The following is a 16,456-nucleotide window of genomic DNA, read 5'->3' on the forward strand; positions in this document are numbered from 1 at the left end:
AGAGCGGCGCCGGTTCAAGGCGCATGAGGGAGTGCGGTGCTGGGGGACGACGCGGAGCTGACCGCCGCGGTGCTTGCGGCACAGGACGGAGACGAGACCGCGTTCCGGACTGTGTACCGAGCCGTGCATCCACGGCTCCTCGGGTACGTACGGACGCTGGTCGGAGACCCGGACGCGGAGGACGTCACGTCCGAGGCCTGGCTGCAGATCGCCCGCGACCTCGAACGGTTCAGCGGCGACGCCGACCGCTTCCGCGGCTGGGCGGCCCGGATCGCCCGCAACCGAGCCCTCGACCACATACGCATGCGCGGCCGCCGCCCCGCGATAGGCGGCGACGAGACCGAGCTCACCGGCAGGGCGGCCGAGTCCGACACCGCCGGTGAGGCCATCGAGGCCCTCGCCACCGGCAGCACGCTCTCCCTCATAGCCCAGCTCCCGCAGGACCAGGCCGAGGCCGTCGTGCTGCGCGTCGTCGTCGGCCTCGACGCGAAGACCGCCGCCGAGACCCTGGGCAAACGGCCGGGCGCCGTCCGCACGGCCGCGCACCGCGGTCTGAAGCGGCTCGCGGAGCTGATCGGCGCGGATCCGGAATCGGCCGGATCCCTGAGTTCCGTACCCCCACAAAGACCCCCACACGCAGAGCCGCGTACCCGCGCGGTGACGTCCGCCGGTGTGACGCATACGCGTTCGCGGACGCAGAAGGACATGTGATGGCCGACGAGCAGTACAGGTGGCTGGACCGCGACACGGCGGAGCGGCTGCTGCGCGGCGAGCCGCTGGACGCCGTCGACGCCGACATCCGCGACCAGGCCGATCGGCTCACCGAGGCGCTCGAAGCTCTCGACGCGCTGGGCATGCAGGCTGCCGACTCCACGCCGACCGACGCCGAACTCCCGGGCGAGGCCGCCGCGTTGGCCGCCTTCCGCGAAACACGCACCGGCAAGAACGGCGAACAGGCAAGCCTCGGCCCGCGCACGCGTACCCGCTCGGCGGCAGCGGCCGCCGCCGCTTCCTCCGCGGCCTCCCAGATCTCCTCCGACGCGGGCCTGATCCACCTCGGCCGTCCCGCCGCACATCGGCGCGCCCCCTCCCGCTGGGGCCGCCCGGTGCGATACGGACTCGCCGCCGCGCTGGCCGCGGGGATGATCGGCGGGGCCGCCATGGCCGCGACCTCCGGTGTCCTGCCGTTCGGCGCAGAGGAACCGGAACCCGGCTCGTCCGCGACGGTCGACGTCACCCCGGACCGCCCACTCGTCTCGCCGTCCCCCGAGAAGAAGCCGGGCGGCGGCCCCGACAAGCCGCGGCCCGACGGCAGCGCGGGCGGCCCGACCGGCAAGGATTCGGCCCCGGGCGGAGAGGCGCGCGGCGGTACGGACCCGGGCGCACGGCCCGATCCCGGCGACGACCGGCGCGAAGGGCGGCCCGGGCCGGGGTGGCGCTGGCTCGCCTCGGTCTGCCGCGACTTCCGCGACGGCAAGAACCTCGACTCCGAGCGCAGACGCGGCCTGGAGGACGCGGCGAACGGCGCCGAGCAGGTGAAGAAGTACTGCAACGGCATCCTGAAGAGCTGGGAAGACCAGGGCTCCGGTGACAGCCGCAGCGGGAGCGGGTCGGGCAGGGGCGAGTCGGGCCGGGGCGGCTCGGGCTGGAACAACGACCGCGAGGGCAGGGACGGCGGGGGTGGCGACGACGACGGCGATGGGGGCGGCGACGGCTCGCACATAGGCGCGGGCGTGTTCCGGGGCGGCAGCGGCACGGTCCGCCTCGCCACCGGCGCGGCCGAGCCCACGGCCTTCGCCCCCGCCGCCCGGCCCTCGGCGACGCGGCCGCCGACACCCGTACGGACGCTGCTTCAGGCACCGGCCGAGACACCGACCCAGGCGCAGACTCAGTCACAGACCCAGGCACCGATTCGGGCACTGGCCCCCGATGCCGATGCCGATGCCGATGCCGATGTCGACGCACGCGCCGGCGCGCCGACGAGGCCCACGGCCGCCGTCACCTCCGCGCCCTCCGCCCCGGCCCGCTCCACGGGACCCGAGGCATCCGCCCCGCGTGCGCTCCCCGCGCTCTCGTCACGCTCCTGACCCGCCGCCCGGCCTGCGGTTTTCCACCGTGGCCAGGCTGCCGCCCGCCGGGTGTGACGTTTTCAGCCGCCCTGACGCAGTAGTAAGCGAGCCGACTGGTCATCGGCTGTCGCACGAGCCGGGGTTCCCCCCGTACCCACGGCTCTGTGCACAGTGGCGCGGGCGGGACACGTTCCCCCGGTCCCGCCCGCGCCCACGTACTCTTCCCGCCGCCGGTTCCTCACCAGTAGACGACGACCTTGTCGCCGTTCCTCACCTGGGAGAACAGTGCGGCGATCTTCCCTTCGTCCCGTACGTTCACGCAGCCGTGCGAGGCTCCGTAGTAGCCCGTCGCCGCGAAGTCCGAGGAGTAGTGGACGGCCTGGCCGCCGCTGAAGAACATCGCGTACGGCATGGGTGAGTCGTAGATCGTCGACACATGGTGGCGCGACTTGAAGTAGACGTTGAAGACACCTTCCCGGGTCGGCGTGTACTGCGAGCCGAAGCGCACGTCCATCGTCGAGACCGTGCGGCCGTCGATCATCCAGCGCAGGGTGCGGCTCGTCTTGCTGACGCACAGCACCCGGCCCGTCATACAGCGCGGGTCGGGCGTCGCGGCCGGCTGACCGCCCGACGCGTACAGCTCCCACTTGCCGGGCTCGCGTGTCATCCCCAGCAGCCGCTGCCACGTCACGGTGTCCGTCCTCCCGGTCTTCGGCAGGCCCCGCTTGCCCTGGAAGCCCTTCACCGCGGTGACGGTCGAGCCGTCGTACGTCCCGGTCGGCCCCTCGAAGAGCCAGAACACCTGACGCAGCCGGGCCTGCAGTTCCCGTACGTCCCGGCCCCGGTCACCCTTCGACCACAGGGTCCTGGGAGCGGGCGCGGGCGGCGCGGCGGGCTTCGGCTTCGACGGCTTGGCGTCGTCCGGGGAGGCGCCGGGCGTCGGAGGAGACGTACCGGCCGGTGTCCTCCCGGCGGCTGTCTGCCCGCCGGTGGTCCCCTCGGCGGGCGTGCCGACGGCCTGGACGGTGCATCCGCTCACCGCGACGAGCGCCGCCATCGTCGTCGCCACCGCGCCTGTTCGCCACATGACCGGAATACGCATCCGAACCCCCCGTTGCTCACCGACCCCCGGTGGTGCGTCGTGTCCCCTGAGATGTTTCCCGCGCGTGCCCGGTTGCGAACTACGCGGCATTCTTGGGGGCACAGGCCCGTCCCGGTCCAGTGGGAGGCAGACATCATGGCGCGCGAGTCGGAGTCCGGACTGCCCATCGAGCCGGTCTACGGGCCGGAGGCCCTGGAAGGCTGGGACCCGGCGGAGAAACTGGGCGAACCCGGTGCGTATCCCTTCACGCGGGGCGTCTACCCGTCGATGTACACCGGGCAGCCGTGGACCATGCGGCAGTACGCCGGGTTCGGTACGGCCGTCGAGTCCAACGCCCGCTACCAGCAGCTGATCGCGAACGGCACGACGGGCCTGTCGGTGGCCTTCGACCTTCCCACCCAGATGGGCCACGACTCCGACGCCCCGATCGCGCACGGCGAGGTCGGCAAGGTGGGGGTGGCGATCGACTCGGTCGAGGACATGCGGGTGCTGTTCGACGGCATCCCGCTGGACCAGGTGTCGACGTCGATGACGATCAACGCGCCCGCCGCGCTGCTGCTGCTGATGTACCAGCTGGTCGGCGAGGAGCAGGGGGTACCGGCCGACAGGCTCACGGGCACGATCCAGAACGACGTGCTGAAGGAGTACATCGCGCGCGGCACGTACATCTTCCCGCCCAAGCCTTCGCTGCGGCTGATCGCGGACATCTTCAAGTACTGCAGGGCCGAGATCCCGAGGTGGAACACCATCTCGATCTCCGGCTATCACATGGCCGAGGCGGGTGCCTCGCCCGCGCAGGAGATCGCGTTCACCCTCGCCGACGGCATCGAGTACGTCCGTACGGCGGTCGCGGCCGGCATGGACGTGGACGATTTCGCGCCCCGTCTGTCGTTCTTCTTCGTGGCCCGTACGACGCTCCTGGAGGAGGTCGCCAAGTTCCGTGCGGCCCGCCGGATCTGGGCGCGGGTGATGCGCGAGGAGTTCGGGGCGCGGAACCCCAAGTCGCTGATGCTGCGCTTCCACACGCAGACGGCCGGCGTGCAGCTGACCGCGCAGCAGCCGGAGGTGAACCTGGTCCGGGTGGCGGTGCAGGGCCTGGCCGCCGTCCTGGGCGGCACCCAGTCGCTGCACACCAACTCCTTCGACGAGGCGATCGCCCTGCCGACGGACAAGAGCGCACGCCTGGCGCTGCGCACCCAGCAGGTCCTCGCCTACGAGACGGACGTGACCGCGACCGTCGACCCGTTCGCGGGCTCGTACGTGGTCGAGAGGATGACCGACGACGTGGAGGCGGCCGCGGTCGACCTGATGGGCCGGGTCGAGGACCTGGGCGGCGCGGTCGACGCCATCGAGCACGGTTTCCAGAAGGGCGAGATCGAGCGCAGCGCGTACCGCATCGCCCAGGAGACCGACTCCGGCGAGCGGGTCGTGGTCGGCGTCAACCGGTACAAGCTCGACGCGGAGGAGCCGTACGAGCCGCTCCGCGTGGACCCGGCGATCGAGGCCCAGCAGGCCGAACGCCTGGCCGGACTGCGTGCCGAGCGCGACCAGTCGGCGGTGGACCTGGCCCTGGCCGCCCTGAAGAAGGCCGCCGAGGGCGAGGACAACGTCCTGTACCCGATGAAGGACGCGCTGCGGGCCCGGGCGACGGTCGGCGAGGTGTGCAACGCCCTGCGGGAGGTCTGGGGGACCTACGTGCCGTCGGATGCCTTCTGACCTGGGCAATTACTCCGTACGAGTGATCGAGGGCGGAAATCGCCCGCCCCCGGTTACGCTCATGGAGAGTGAGCCCCGAAAAGGAGGATGCCGTGGCTGTACTGCAGCACGAGCTGACGTTGGGCGAAGCCGCCGACCTGCTCTCCCGTGCACTGCCTGGGCACCGCGTGGAGATTCTCCAGGGGAGGCTCACTGTGACACCGCCGCCGGACGGCTCGCATGCTCTGTCGTTGACGAAGCTGGGCAGGGCATTTGACCGGGCAGGGATCGTGGAGGCGGGGCACGAATACGTCCAGGGCATCGGGCTCTGGCTGCCCGCACTGCCCGAGGATTTCGCGATCCCTGACCTCTCCGTAGTCGACGAGGACTTCCGCGATGCCCACGTCACGAAGAACTACTACGCGCCGAACGTCTTCCGCCTGGTCGTGGAAGTGACGTCCTCGAACTGGTCCGACGACCTCTACGTCAAGGTGGAGTGTTACGCCCAGGCCGGCATCCCGGCCTACCTCATCGTGGACCGCAAGCACGATGAGGTGCTCCTCTTCACGGATCCGGTCAACGGCAAATACCCCAGCCCGCAGCACTTCGAGCGCGGCCAGAGCGTGCCCATGCCGGAGTCCGTCGGTGTCCGCGTCGAACTCTCGGTGGACACCCTTCTCGACGGCTGACCCCACGGCGCAAGCGGCTTTCACTCCGGCGCCGCCCAGCCGACGGCGCTCACTCCCACACCCGCCGCGTACTCCGCGAGCCCCTCCGTGGTCCCGCCCGCCCAGCCCACGTAACCGTCGGGCCGGACGAGGAACACCCCGGTTCCGTACGCCTCGTACGCAGGAATCCGGACCGTGCGGGCCGTGAGCTCGGGCAGGTCGGTGTCCGTGCCCATCGCGAGCAGCGTCCAGTGCGGACCCCGGAACGCGTCGAAGAGGCGTACGCCGCCGCGGATGCCGTCCGGGGCGCGGTCGCCCGCGTGAAGGGCGCCCTCGGGCAGGCCCTCCCGGGTCTCCCGCGCGAGTGAGGAGTCCCGGTAGCCGAGGCCGAGCTGCTGCGTGGCCGTGCCGCGCCGGACCTCGCCCCGGTGGACGCGGGTGGAGAGACCGAGCATGTGCGCGGCGATAGGCAGCCGCTCCTCCTCGTACGAGTCGAGGAGGGACTCGGGAGCCTCGCCCCGCAGGACGGCCGCGAGCTTCCAGCCGAGGTTGTAGGCGTCCTGGACGCTGGTGTTCAGGCCCTGTCCGCCCGCCGGCGAGTGGACGTGCGCCGCGTCGCCCGCGAGGAACACCCGCCCCTGCCGGAAACGGTCCGCCATCGCGGCGCGCGGCCGGAAGTCGGAGGCCCAGCGCACCTCGGTCACGTCGTCGGCCGCGAGGTGCGTCCGCGTGGCGACCAGCTTCCGGATGCCGTCGAGGGACAGGTCCGGTTCGGCGGCCGGATCCTCGAAGCCGCCCGCCAGCTGGAAGTCCTCCGTGTGCGGCAGCGGGCAGATCGCCAGGAAGCCCTCGCCGCCGGCGGGCGGGAACACATGCCAGTTGTCGCGGTCGAGTCCGCTGATGCGCAGGTCCGCCACGATCGCCGGACCCGGGTCCACGGTCTCCCCGGTCATGCCGATGCCGAGCGAGCGGCGCACGACCGAGCGGCCGCCGTCCGCGGCGACGGCGTAGCGGGCCCGGACCGGGGCGCCGGAGGCGAAGGCCGCGGTCACGCCGTCCGCGTCCTGGGAGAGGCCGGTCAGCTCGCGGCCGAAGGCAACGCTCCCGCCCAGCTTCGCCAGCCGCGTGAACAGGATCTCCTGCGTGCGCCACTGCGGCACCATCCACGGGATGCCCGCGTAGGGCTCGGCCTCCGTCGCCTCCGTCTCGTCGAACATCCGGTGCTCGCCCTGCCGGGTCCCGTCCTGCCAGATCATCCCGACGGGATACAGACCGCCGCCCGCCCGGATCGCGTCCAGCACGCCGAGGTCGTCGAAGACCTCCATGGTTCGCGGCTGGATCCCCTTGCCGCGCGAGCCGGGGAAGAGCTCACCAGACTGCTCGACGACGAGGGCGCGCACCCCGCGCCGGGCCAGGTCGACCGCGAGGGCGAGCCCGGTGGGGCCCGCGCCGACGATCAGCACGTCTGTGTCTGCTGTGTCCTTGGGGTCATGCGTATGCGTGGTCGTTTGCGTGGCCATCCCGCACTCCTTAACACTGTTAAGTTCGCTGCTCTTCGAGAGTGGCCTTAACGCCGTTAAGCTGTCAAGTGTGAATACGGAACGCCGAGCGCCCCTCGACCGCGAACGCGTCGCGGACACCGCCCTGAGGCTGCTGAACGAGGTGGGCCTGGACGGCCTCAGCCTGCGGGCCATCGCGAAGGAGCTGGACGTCAAGGCGCCCGCTCTGTACTGGCACTTCAAGGACAAGCAGGCGCTGCTCGACGAGATGGCGACCGAGATGTACCGCCGGATGATCGCCGGCACCGCCCTCGACCCGGACGACACCTGGCAGGAGCGGCTGCGCAAGGCCAACCGGGGGCTGCGAGACGCGCTGCTCGGCTACCGGGACGGCGCGAAGGTGTTCAGCGGCTCACGCTTCACCGGCATCGAGCACGCCGGGCAGATGGAGGACAACCTGCGCCTGTTCACGGCCGCCGGTTTCACCCTCGCCCAGGCGGTCCGCGCGATGTCGACGACGTACCTCTACACCCTCGGGTTCGTCACCGAGGAACAGGGCGTCGAGCCACTGCCCGGCGAACGCCGAGAGGGCTACGACGTACACGAACGCGCCCGCCTGATGGCCGACTATCCCTTGTCGACTCAGGCGGGCGCGGAGATCTTCGAGAACTACGACCAACACTTCGAGGAGGGCCTGGACTTGGTGATCACAGGCATCGAGACCCGCTACCGGGCCCCGTGAGGGGCAGCGCCCCGAAAGGGGCGCGGGGAACTGCGCGACAAGCCACAACGATCCCGCAGCCGACACACCACCCCCAAAGCGCGCGAAGCGCCTAGCCGCGCTCCGCGCGCTTGGCGGCACGACTGCGCCGCACGGCCCGCGTGACGACCGGCGGCAGCAGGTCAAGGGCGAGACGGCGGGTACGGGACCGCCCGGCACCCCGGGCCGGGGGCCGCGCCGCGGCCGGGGCAGGCTGCCGCACAGGCTCCGGAACGGCGGCGGCGGGCTCCACAAAATGGCGCGAACGCGGAAACGGCGGCGGTTTCATGCCCTGGGACCTGGTCCGGATCAGCCGGTGCCCCGCGGCCATCTGCACACTCAGACCGAAGTCGTCCCGCTCCTTGATCATGGCGAGCAGCTTCTCCTGGAGCGGCTCGGGGTCGCCCCAGGTCCCGTACAGCTTCTGGGTGCTGAGGCAGATGGGCCGCAGACCGCGGTTGAGCACGGCCTCCCACGCGGCGACCGAGACCCCGGGGGTGTGCTCGGAGCGGAAGTCGTCGAGGACCACGATGCCGCCGGGCAGCAGGATGTCGTGGGCCGCGCCGATGTCGCCGTGGACGTGCTCGTACAGGTGCGAGGCGTCGATGTGGACGAAGCGACAGGTCGTGGCGGAGACCTCCTTGGAGATCACGGAGCTCGGGCCCTGGATGACCGTCGGCAGCGTGTCGTGGAAGGAGAGGTAGTTCCGCTCGAAGATCTGCCTCGTCAGTGACGCGTACGACTTCGTCGCCTCGGCCCGGTTGGACTCGTCCGGTGCGTCCCCCTCGAACAGGTCGCACACCGTGAACTTCTCGTCGTCCCTCAGATGGTGGCCGAGGAGGATCGCGCTCTTGCCCATGTAGACGCCGAGTTCCAGCAGATCGCCTTGTATCCCCTCCGTCTCCTGCTGTTCGAGCAGCCAGGTGAAGAGCACCTGGTCCAGCGGCGGGAACCAGCCCGGGACGTCCTTGAGCTCGCCGGGGTGGCTGGGGGTCTGCTGTGAGTTGGCCATGTGATGAGTCTTCTCCCTCGGTACGTGGCGAACTTTCGAGAACCTGAATGTCCGGTGAACAGAGCGCGCGTCGTCGCTGGAGGATCCGGCGTCAGCGCGGCTTGGAGAGCATCTTGCGCATGCGGGGTGTCAGCGGGTCCTCGACGAACCGGTTGAGGAGCCAGGCCAGGGCGAGCATCGTCAGAATCGTCAGGGGCAGGGTCGCGTACGCCGGGATGTCGAGCTTCTGGTGGTACGCCTCGATGGTGACCCAGCCCAGGTGCTCGTGCACCAGGTAGAAGGGGTACGTCAGGGCGCCCGCGACCGTCAGCCAGCGCCAGTTCGCCCAGTTCAGCCACCCCAGGGCGATCACGGCGACCGCGACGAAGCCGAACGTGACGACGAGGACGATTCCGAACGAGGTGCGGTAGGAGAAGAAGTCCGGGTTCGGCGCGTGCCACAGCCCGCGCACCGCCTGGTGCTGGCCGATCAGCCAGCTCACGATGACGATGCCCCAGGCGTACGCGTCGTGCCGGTCGCGGTGGACCAGGTAGAGGCCGATGCCGCCGATGAAGAACGGCGCGTACTCGGGCATCAGGACCAGGTCGAGCAGCGGCTCGTTCGCGGCCTGGGTGAGGACCGCGGCCAGGGTCCAGACCGCGCAGAACATGATCACGCGCTGCCGGGTCGCGCCCGGCATGACGACGCACAGCGCGAACAGCGCGTAGAAGCGGACCTCCGCCCAGAGCGTCCAGCAGACCCCGAGCACCCGGTCCGCGCCGAGCGGCTGCTGCATCATGGTCAGGTTCACCAGCGTGTCGCTCGGCGAGACCGTCCTGTACGCCACCACGGGTAGCGCGAACACCACCGTCACGATGACGATCGCCGCCCAGTAGGACGGCAGCAGCCGGGACGCCCTGGAGGCGAAGAACGAGCGCAGCGGCCTTCCCCAGCCGCTCATGCAGATCACGAAGCCGCTGATGACGAAGAAGACCTGCACACCCAGACAGCCGTACGCGAACCACGAGTGCAGCGTCGGGAACTGGGCCTTCGCCGAGGTCCCCCAGGCCTGTGTGACCTCGCCGCCACGACCGCCGTAGTGGTACGCCGCCACCATCAGCGCGGCGATCAGCCGCAGCCCGTCCAGGGCCCGCAGCCGGTTCTCCCGAGGCCTTTTCACCTGTGGAGGGCTGGGCCTGTCGGCAGCCGGGAGGACGGCACGGACCACCGTGCCCACGGACGTCGTACGTGTGTCCTCGGGAATGTCGGTCACGGGTCCCCTCAACGGCCGTTCTGTGAAGTCATGCGTACTGCGGGCCGTGGATTCTGTGACCCGGGGCCTCCGAGGGCCTCAGTTAATTCACAGCACACTAGTCCGACTCACAGGTGGGGCCCGGTTGAAGAACTGATCATTCTCCGACCGGACCCCATGAATTCACCGTCTGTTTGTTCTTATTTCCCGGAGGAACTCAGCGGCCTACTGCCTTCTTCAGGGAGCGGGCGCGGCGGGCCACCCGGCGCACGGTCGCGTTGCGCGGAAGGAACGCCAGCTGCGCCGGGACCGCGCCCGGCAGCGCCAGCGAGGTGAGGCGCTTGCGCTTGAAGTACCGCCAGGTGTGCGTGTTCAGATGCTTCGTCAGATAGGCCTCGGCGGCCGGGCGCAGGTCCGGGTAGATCTTCGGCTGCATCGCGTAGCCGACGGCCCGCACGAGGTCGGTCAGGCCCTGCTCGTCCGTGCCCCGGCGCTGCTCGGTGACCGCCTTGCGGTCGGTCAGGTCCGGCAGCAGCGCGTCGACGACCGTCACCGGGACGCGGTTGCTGTTCTCGTACGGCGTCAGCCGCTCCAGCAGGGCGGCGGTGCCGACGCGGGCGACCGGCAGGCCGTACAGCGCGTAGGCCGTGAGCAGTGCCGTGGAGAAGCATCCGACGACCAGGGCGGGACGCATCCGCTGGTAGAGGACCTCTGCGAGGACCGGGGTGTCGAGCACCGTCAGGTCGGCGCCCAGCTTCTCGGCCTCCTTCTCCAGGCCGCGGGTCCAGCGGGCCGGCGCGGAGGGGTGCGGCTTGAACACCACACGGGTGTGGCCGAGTTCGACGGCGCCCTTCAGCATCCGCACATGGAGGTCCTCCTCCTGCTCGGGCGTGAGGATGCCGAGCGCGGAGAGGTACTGGCCAAGGAGCAGGGCCGGTTCGTCGACCACCGGCAACGAGTCGCCCGTGTCGACCAGTTCGGCGAGCACCTTCACGAAGGCGTCCGTCGGCACGATCTCCGAGTCCACACCGAACTCGGTGAGCAGGAGGGGCCGCAGGCCCGGGACCAGGTCGAGGTGGAGCAGCCGGTCCACGCGGGTGCCGACCAGCGGGTCGATCTTGTTGCGGGTGGGGCCGTAGCTCATCAGGCCGTCGGCGTACACGGTGACGGGTGCGCCGGTGAAGATCTGCGTGACGCCGAGCGCCGGATTGACCTGGATCGACTCGACGGCGAGTTCCACGGGATCGTCGCCCAGCCCCCACGCGAGCCGCAGGTGCCGCTCCCAGATCGGGACGTCGTCGAGCCGGGGAGCCCAGCCGCCCGGGTGGAACGGGGAGATGGTCTCGTTCCACGAGACCACGTCGTCGAACCGCTCGCGCAGCCGCTCGAACCCGGGCATCTCGTCGACACCGGGCGTCGTCTCGGGCGTCGCCGTGTTGTTGCAGACGAGCAGGATGCGGCGGTCCGCCGGCGCGAAACAGTCGGAGTCGAGGGCGGCGGCCAGCGTGGCCGTGCCGTACAGCGTCGACGCCAGGAAGATCTGCGTGGTCACGCGGCGACCCCCGCGGCGGCCGGGCGGCGGCGCAGCCTGCGCAGCCGGGTGGCGCGCTGGACGTCCATGGAGTCGAGGGCCTCGTCGAGGACGTTCTGCGGCATACGGCGCAGTGCCGCGGCACTCATCGACTTCAGTTTCCGTGCCACCTGTGGCTCGAACCTTTCGATTGATCCCAGATGATGGGAAATAATCGCGCAATATGTGCGCACGGCCTTGGGAAGCAGTTTGTCCGCGTCCGGGTCCTGCGCGGTTTCCACGACGACCTGGTCGAACGCGCGAATGAAATCGAGCTGGCGCACATCGCCGATCTGGGTCAGCGAGGACGCGACGCCACGCCGGTAGAACACACCGAGCAGCCCCACCGTGGCGAACGACTCGGCCTCCCGGTGGAGCTTCCAGATCCACGGCCGGTCCTCGGCCGTGCGCAGCCCGTCGGTGAAGTGCAGCAGGCCACGGTCGACCAGCCGGCGGTGGTAGATGCCCGCCCACGCGTAGGCGTAGTCGACGGAGGTGGACCGGTCGGCGGGCAGGATCGCCTCGCGCGGATTCAGTACGACACCGCGCCTGCCGTGCGGCACCCGGTGGATGGCGCGGGCCCGCGCGGTGCACTGGACATGGTCGGTACGGACGAAGTCGCACCCCAAGTCCTCGATGGCGCCCAGGAGTTGTTCGTAGTAGCCGGGGGCCAGCCAGTCGTCCCCGTCGAGGAACGTGAGATATTCGCCGCGTGCCGCGTCGATTCCCGTGTTGCGCGCGGTGGCCAGCCCTCCGTTCTGCTCGTGTCTGACATGCACCGCGCCCGGGAGCTCGCGCTCCGCGCGCGCGAGAATGTCCGGGGTCTCGTCGCGCGAACAGTCGTCGACGAGAATGAATTCGAAGTCCTCGCGTGCGTTCGCACGCAGACTCCTCAGGGTGTCGGGTGCGTATTGCTGCACGTTGTAGAACGGCACGATGACGGAGAGCTTGACCACCCGTGTGACGTTAGGCGGCGGCCCGGCATTCGTCTTGACCGCCGGTGAGATGCAAGGTGAACGACGCGTGGCGGATTGGTGAATCAGGCCTTTTCCGCTGCCGATCCGGGGCTGATTCGCCATTCGGCGATGTGCTGTTAACCCTTTGTTGCATTCTGGTTGGGCCGCACATCGGAATCGCTTCCTAGCGTCTTGGATGTGCCAGCAAGTACCTCGAAGTCCCTGCGAGTCGCCGTCCTCGCCGATTCCGACACCCGGTGGAAATGGGGCGCGCTCACCGCGAACCGTATCGCACCGGCCGATTCGGACATCAGGCTCGACGGCTTCCTCCTGCGAGGCCGTGCGACCCCCACCGCCCGACAGCTCGAAGAGGTCGGCGTGCGCGCGGACTCCCTCCGGGAGGTCACCGCCGTGGAGTTCCTGCGGGAGATGTCCCGCGCCTCCGAGGGGGCTGAGGGGACTGAGGGGGCGCCCGCGTACGACCTCGTCGTGCTCTCGCTCGTCGGCGGCGCCGTCCAGGCGATGCTGCACGGACTCTCGTACCAGTGGCGGGAGCGCTTCGGACCGGGGCGCGTGAAGCGGCCCGTCGTCGTCACCGGCTATGTCGGGGTCGTCTACGAGAAGCTCGCCGACGGTCTGCTGCTGCGGCACGGCGCGGACCTCGTCCTCGCCAACTCCCGCCAGGACGCGGACCGTTTCACCGCCGTGTACGAGGGAGTGGGCGCCGACGCCTCCTCGGTGACCGAGGTCGCGCTGCCCTTCCTCGGCGGCGCCGCCTACGAGAAGCACGACCCGTACACGGTCGTCTTCGCCGCGCAGCCCTCCGTCCCGGAGAGCCGCAAGGACCGTACGTACCTGCTGAACCGGCTGGTGAAGCACGCCCGGCTGCACCCGGACCGCGAGGTTCTGCTGAAGCTGCGCTCCAAGCCGGGCGAGCACACCACGCACATCGAGGAGCAGCCCTACCAGCGCCTCGCGGAGCGGATCCCGGGGGGCCTGCCCGCCAACTTCCGCCTCGTGTACGGGCACATGGGCGAGGTCCTCGACCGTACGGACCTGCTGGTCACCGTCAGCTCCACGGCGGCCCTGGAGTCCCTGCATCGCCGCATCCCCACCGTCGTCCTCACCGACCTCGGTGTGCGCGAGTCGCTCGGCAACCACCACTTCGTGGGCTCCGGGTGCCTCGCCTCCTGGGACGAACTCGACGCCGGGCACGAGCCGTCGCCCGACGAGCAGTGGGTGAGCCGGCAGGGTGTGGCGGCCGACGGCTCGTACGAGACGGCCTTCGACGCGGCCCGTGAGCGCATCGCGAAGCTGCTCGGGCAGGGCGGACTCACCGCCCTTGCCCCCTACTACACCCCCGCCACCGCGCCCGGCTATCTGCCCGGCATCCTCGCCCGCCACCACCTCGGCCCGGACGGCAGCCCGCTGCCCGGTGCCCCCGACGCCGACAAGGAACCGGGCCCGGTCCGGCAGATCGTGCGCCGGGCGGCGCGCGGCGCCTACCGGCACGGCGTGCAGCGTGTGGCGCCCGTCATCCGGCGCATGGGCGAGCTGTGACCGCCCTCCCGACGGATCCGCGAGCCGCGGGCGTCCAGAACCCTCCTCAAGGAGTACAGCCAATGACCAACTCGCAAGCGGGCCAGGCGACAACGGGCCGCGTGAAGCCGGTGCGCCGGGTGCTCGCGGTGATCCCCGCGCGGGGCGGCTCCAAGGGCGTCCCCGCCAAGAACCTCCTCCCCGTCGGAGGCGTGCCGCTGGTCGCCCGTGCGGTGCGCGAGTGTGTCGCGGCCCGGCTCGTGACGGACGTCGTGGTCTCCACCGACGACCAGGCGATCGCCGCCGCCGCCCGCGAGGCCGGCGCTGAGGTCGTGCTCCGCCCCGCCGCCATCGCCGGCGACACCGCCACCTCCGAGGCCGCCGTCCTGCACGCCATGGACGCCCACGAGGCGCTGCACGGCTCCGTCGTCGACGCCGTGCTCCTCGTGCAGTGCACCAGCCCCTTCATCATCCGCGAGGACATCGACGGGGTCGCCGGCGCGGTCGTCGAGAACGGCGCGGACACCGCGCTGACCGTGGCGCCCTTCCACGGCTTCATCTGGCGGGACGCGGACGACGACCCGACCGCCGTCGACACCGAGCGCACCCGGGCGCTAGGCGGTGGCACGACCGTCGCCAACACCACGGCCACGGACGGCGGTTACGGCGTCAACCACGACAAGTCCTTTCGCCCGCGCCGCCAGGACCGCCCCCAGGACCTCCTGGAGACCGGCGCCGCCTACGCCATGAACGCGGCGGGGCTGCGCGAGCACAAGCACCGCTTCTTCGGCCGTACGGAACTCGTCCGCACCGACCCCGCCCGGGTCCTGGAGATCGACGACCCGCACGACCTCGCCCGTGCCCGGGCCCTCGCGCCGCTCTTCGACGCGAACCGCCCCGGCACCCTCCCGACCGCCGAAGACATCGACGCGGTCGTCCTCGACTTCGACGGCACCCAGACCGACGACAGGGTGCTGATCGACTCCGACGGACGGGAGTTCGTCTCCGTGCACCGCGGGGACGGACTCGGTATCGCGGCCCTCCGCAAGAGCGGCCTCACGATGCTGATCCTGTCCACGGAGCAGAACCCGGTCGTCGCCGCCCGAGCCCGGAAGCTGCAGATCCCGGTGCTCCACGGCATCGACCGGAAAGACCTCGCACTGAAGCAGTGGTGCGAGGAACAGGGCATCGCGCCCGAGCGCGTGCTCTACGTCGGCAACGACGTCAACGACCTCCCGTGCTTCGCCCTCGTGGGCTGGCCCGTGGCGGTCGCGAGCGCCCACGACGTCGTACGCGGCGCCGCGCGCGCGGTCACCACCGTTCCCGGCGGCGACGGCGCGATCCGAGAGATCGCCAGCTGGATCCTCGGCCCTTCTCTCGACTCCCTCGACAAGTAAGGAACTTCTCCACCATGAGCACCAACTCCCGTCTGCGCCAGTTCGGTTCGAAGACCGCCGGCCCGGGTCACCCCGTCTACGTCGTCGGCGAGATCGGCATCAACCACAACGGCGACCTCGAGAACGCCTTCAAGCTGATCGACGCCGCCGCCGAGGCCGGCTGCGACGCCGTGAAGTTCCAGAAGCGCACCCCGGAGATCTGCACCCCGCGCGACCAGTGGGACATCGAGCGCGACACCCCCTGGGGCCGCATGACCTACATCGACTACCGCCACCGCGTGGAGTTCGGCGAGGACGAGTACCGCCAGATCGACGAGTACTCCAAGTCGAAGAACATCGCCTGGTTCGCCTCCCCGTGGGACACCGAGGCCGTCGCCTTCCTGGAGAAGTTCGACGTCCCGGCCCACAAGGTGGCCTCCGCCTCCCTCACGGACGACGAGCTGCTGCGCGCCCTGCGCGGAACCGGCCGCACGGTCATCCTCTCCACCGGCATGTCGACGCCGAAGCAGATCCGCCACGCGGTCGAGGTCCTCGGTAGCGACAACATCCTGATGTGCCACGCCACGTCGACCTACCCGGCGCAGGCCGAGGAGCTCAACCTCCGCGTCATCAACACCCTCCAGGCCGAGTTCCCGAACGTCCCGATCGGCTACTCCGGCCACGAGACGGGCCTGCAGACCACCCTCGCCGCGGTCGCGCTGGGCGCCACCTTCGTCGAGCGTCACATCACCCTCGACCGCGCGATGTGGGGCTCCGACCAGGCCGCCTCCGTCGAGCCGCAGGGCCTGACCCGCCTCGTCCGCGACATCCGCACCATCGAGGCCTCCCTCGGCGACGGCGTCAAGAAGGTCTACGAGTCCGAGCTCGGCCCGATGAAGAAGCTGCGCCGCGTCCCGGGCGTCGTCGCCGAGGCCGAGATCGCGGCGGCGGCGGGCGAGCCCGTCGCGGTCTGAGTCAC

14 protein-coding genes are annotated in these 16,456 nt (G+C 70.6%); 8 read left to right on the forward strand and 6 right to left on the reverse strand.

The window, feature by feature from the left end:
* The first annotated feature begins 36 nt into the window (after positions 1-36).
* Together ACZ5VQ_RS04545 and ACZ5VQ_RS04550 are read left to right on the forward strand one after the other, a co-directional pair.
* The gene (locus ACZ5VQ_RS04545) at positions 37-711 is read left to right on the forward strand and encodes an RNA polymerase sigma factor (protein WP_055617921.1); all 675 of its coding nucleotides are present in this window, start codon (positions 37-39) and stop codon (positions 709-711) included.
* Positions 711-2,087, forward strand: a complete 1,377-nt coding sequence (locus ACZ5VQ_RS04550; protein ID WP_469103661.1) for a hypothetical protein — start codon at positions 711-713, stop codon at positions 2,085-2,087. Before ACZ5VQ_RS04545 ends, ACZ5VQ_RS04550 begins: the two co-directional genes overlap by 1 nt.
* A gap of 220 nt (positions 2,088-2,307) precedes the next feature.
* Here the strand turns inward: ACZ5VQ_RS04550 and ACZ5VQ_RS04555 are convergent, their stop codons facing one another.
* On the reverse strand, positions 2,308-3,171 hold the full coding sequence (locus ACZ5VQ_RS04555) for a L,D-transpeptidase family protein (protein WP_469103662.1): 864 nt from the start codon (positions 3,169-3,171) through the stop codon (positions 2,308-2,310).
* A gap of 135 nt (positions 3,172-3,306) precedes the next feature.
* Here ACZ5VQ_RS04555 and ACZ5VQ_RS04560 point away from each other — a divergent pair, with 135 nt between their 5' ends.
* On the forward strand, positions 3,307-4,887 hold the full coding sequence (locus ACZ5VQ_RS04560) for an acyl-CoA mutase large subunit family protein (protein ID WP_469103663.1): 1,581 nt from the start codon (positions 3,307-3,309) through the stop codon (positions 4,885-4,887).
* Between the two features lie 92 nt (positions 4,888-4,979).
* Complete coding sequence (locus ACZ5VQ_RS04565; RefSeq protein WP_469103664.1) at positions 4,980-5,555, forward strand: Uma2 family endonuclease; 576 nt, start codon at positions 4,980-4,982, stop codon at positions 5,553-5,555.
* Between the two features lie 20 nt (positions 5,556-5,575).
* On the opposite strand, the gene ACZ5VQ_RS04570 is transcribed toward ACZ5VQ_RS04565, so the two are convergent.
* Positions 5,576-7,054 (reverse strand): FAD-dependent oxidoreductase, encoded by a 1,479-nt coding sequence (locus tag ACZ5VQ_RS04570; RefSeq protein ID WP_469103665.1) that lies wholly within the window; start codon positions 7,052-7,054, stop codon positions 5,576-5,578.
* 70 nt (positions 7,055-7,124) lie between these two features.
* On the opposite strand from ACZ5VQ_RS04570, the gene ACZ5VQ_RS04575 reads away from it, so the two are divergent.
* Positions 7,125-7,775, forward strand: coding sequence for a TetR/AcrR family transcriptional regulator C-terminal domain-containing protein (locus ACZ5VQ_RS04575; RefSeq protein WP_469103666.1), 651 nt, complete (start codon positions 7,125-7,127; stop codon positions 7,773-7,775).
* 91 nt (positions 7,776-7,866) lie between these two features.
* Here ACZ5VQ_RS04575 and ACZ5VQ_RS04580 read toward each other — a convergent pair whose 3' ends face one another.
* The 4 genes from ACZ5VQ_RS04580 to ACZ5VQ_RS04595 form a co-directional block, all read right to left on the reverse strand.
* Complete coding sequence (locus ACZ5VQ_RS04580) at positions 7,867-8,805, reverse strand: class I SAM-dependent methyltransferase (RefSeq protein ID WP_469103667.1); 939 nt, start codon at positions 8,803-8,805, stop codon at positions 7,867-7,869.
* A 91-nt stretch (positions 8,806-8,896) separates the two neighbouring features.
* Positions 8,897-10,057 (reverse strand): acyltransferase family protein, encoded by a 1,161-nt coding sequence (locus tag ACZ5VQ_RS04585; RefSeq protein ID WP_469103668.1) that lies wholly within the window; start codon positions 10,055-10,057, stop codon positions 8,897-8,899.
* A gap of 196 nt (positions 10,058-10,253) precedes the next feature.
* Positions 10,254-11,588 carry a polysialyltransferase family glycosyltransferase gene (locus tag ACZ5VQ_RS04590; RefSeq protein ID WP_469103669.1) on the reverse strand — a complete coding sequence of 445 codons (1,335 nt, stop codon included), beginning with the start codon at positions 11,586-11,588 and terminating at the stop codon, positions 10,254-10,256.
* Positions 11,585-12,562, reverse strand: coding sequence for a glycosyltransferase family 2 protein (locus tag ACZ5VQ_RS04595; protein ID WP_362072203.1), 978 nt, complete (start codon positions 12,560-12,562; stop codon positions 11,585-11,587). The genes ACZ5VQ_RS04590 and ACZ5VQ_RS04595 overlap by 4 nt, the downstream gene beginning before the upstream one ends.
* Before the next feature lie 198 nt (positions 12,563-12,760).
* Here ACZ5VQ_RS04595 and ACZ5VQ_RS04600 point away from each other — a divergent pair, with 198 nt between their 5' ends.
* The 3 genes from ACZ5VQ_RS04600 to ACZ5VQ_RS04610 all read left to right on the forward strand — a co-directional run bounded on the left by ACZ5VQ_RS04600 (position 12,761) and on the right by ACZ5VQ_RS04610 (position 16,451).
* Positions 12,761-14,122: a DUF6716 putative glycosyltransferase gene (locus tag ACZ5VQ_RS04600; RefSeq protein ID WP_469103670.1), complete on the forward strand. Its 1,362-nt coding sequence runs from the start codon at positions 12,761-12,763 to the stop codon at positions 14,120-14,122.
* A gap of 62 nt (positions 14,123-14,184) precedes the next feature.
* Positions 14,185-15,498: a cytidylyltransferase domain-containing protein gene (locus ACZ5VQ_RS04605; protein ID WP_469103671.1), complete on the forward strand. Its 1,314-nt coding sequence runs from the start codon at positions 14,185-14,187 to the stop codon at positions 15,496-15,498.
* 14 nt (positions 15,499-15,512) lie between these two features.
* A complete protein-coding gene (locus ACZ5VQ_RS04610; protein WP_200396238.1) occupies positions 15,513-16,451 on the forward strand; it encodes an N-acetylneuraminate synthase family protein in 939 nt (312 codons plus the stop codon).
* Positions 16,452-16,456 lie beyond the last annotated feature (5 nt).

The sequence above is a fragment of the Streptomyces sp. NPDC033178 genome (assembly GCF_055577685.1).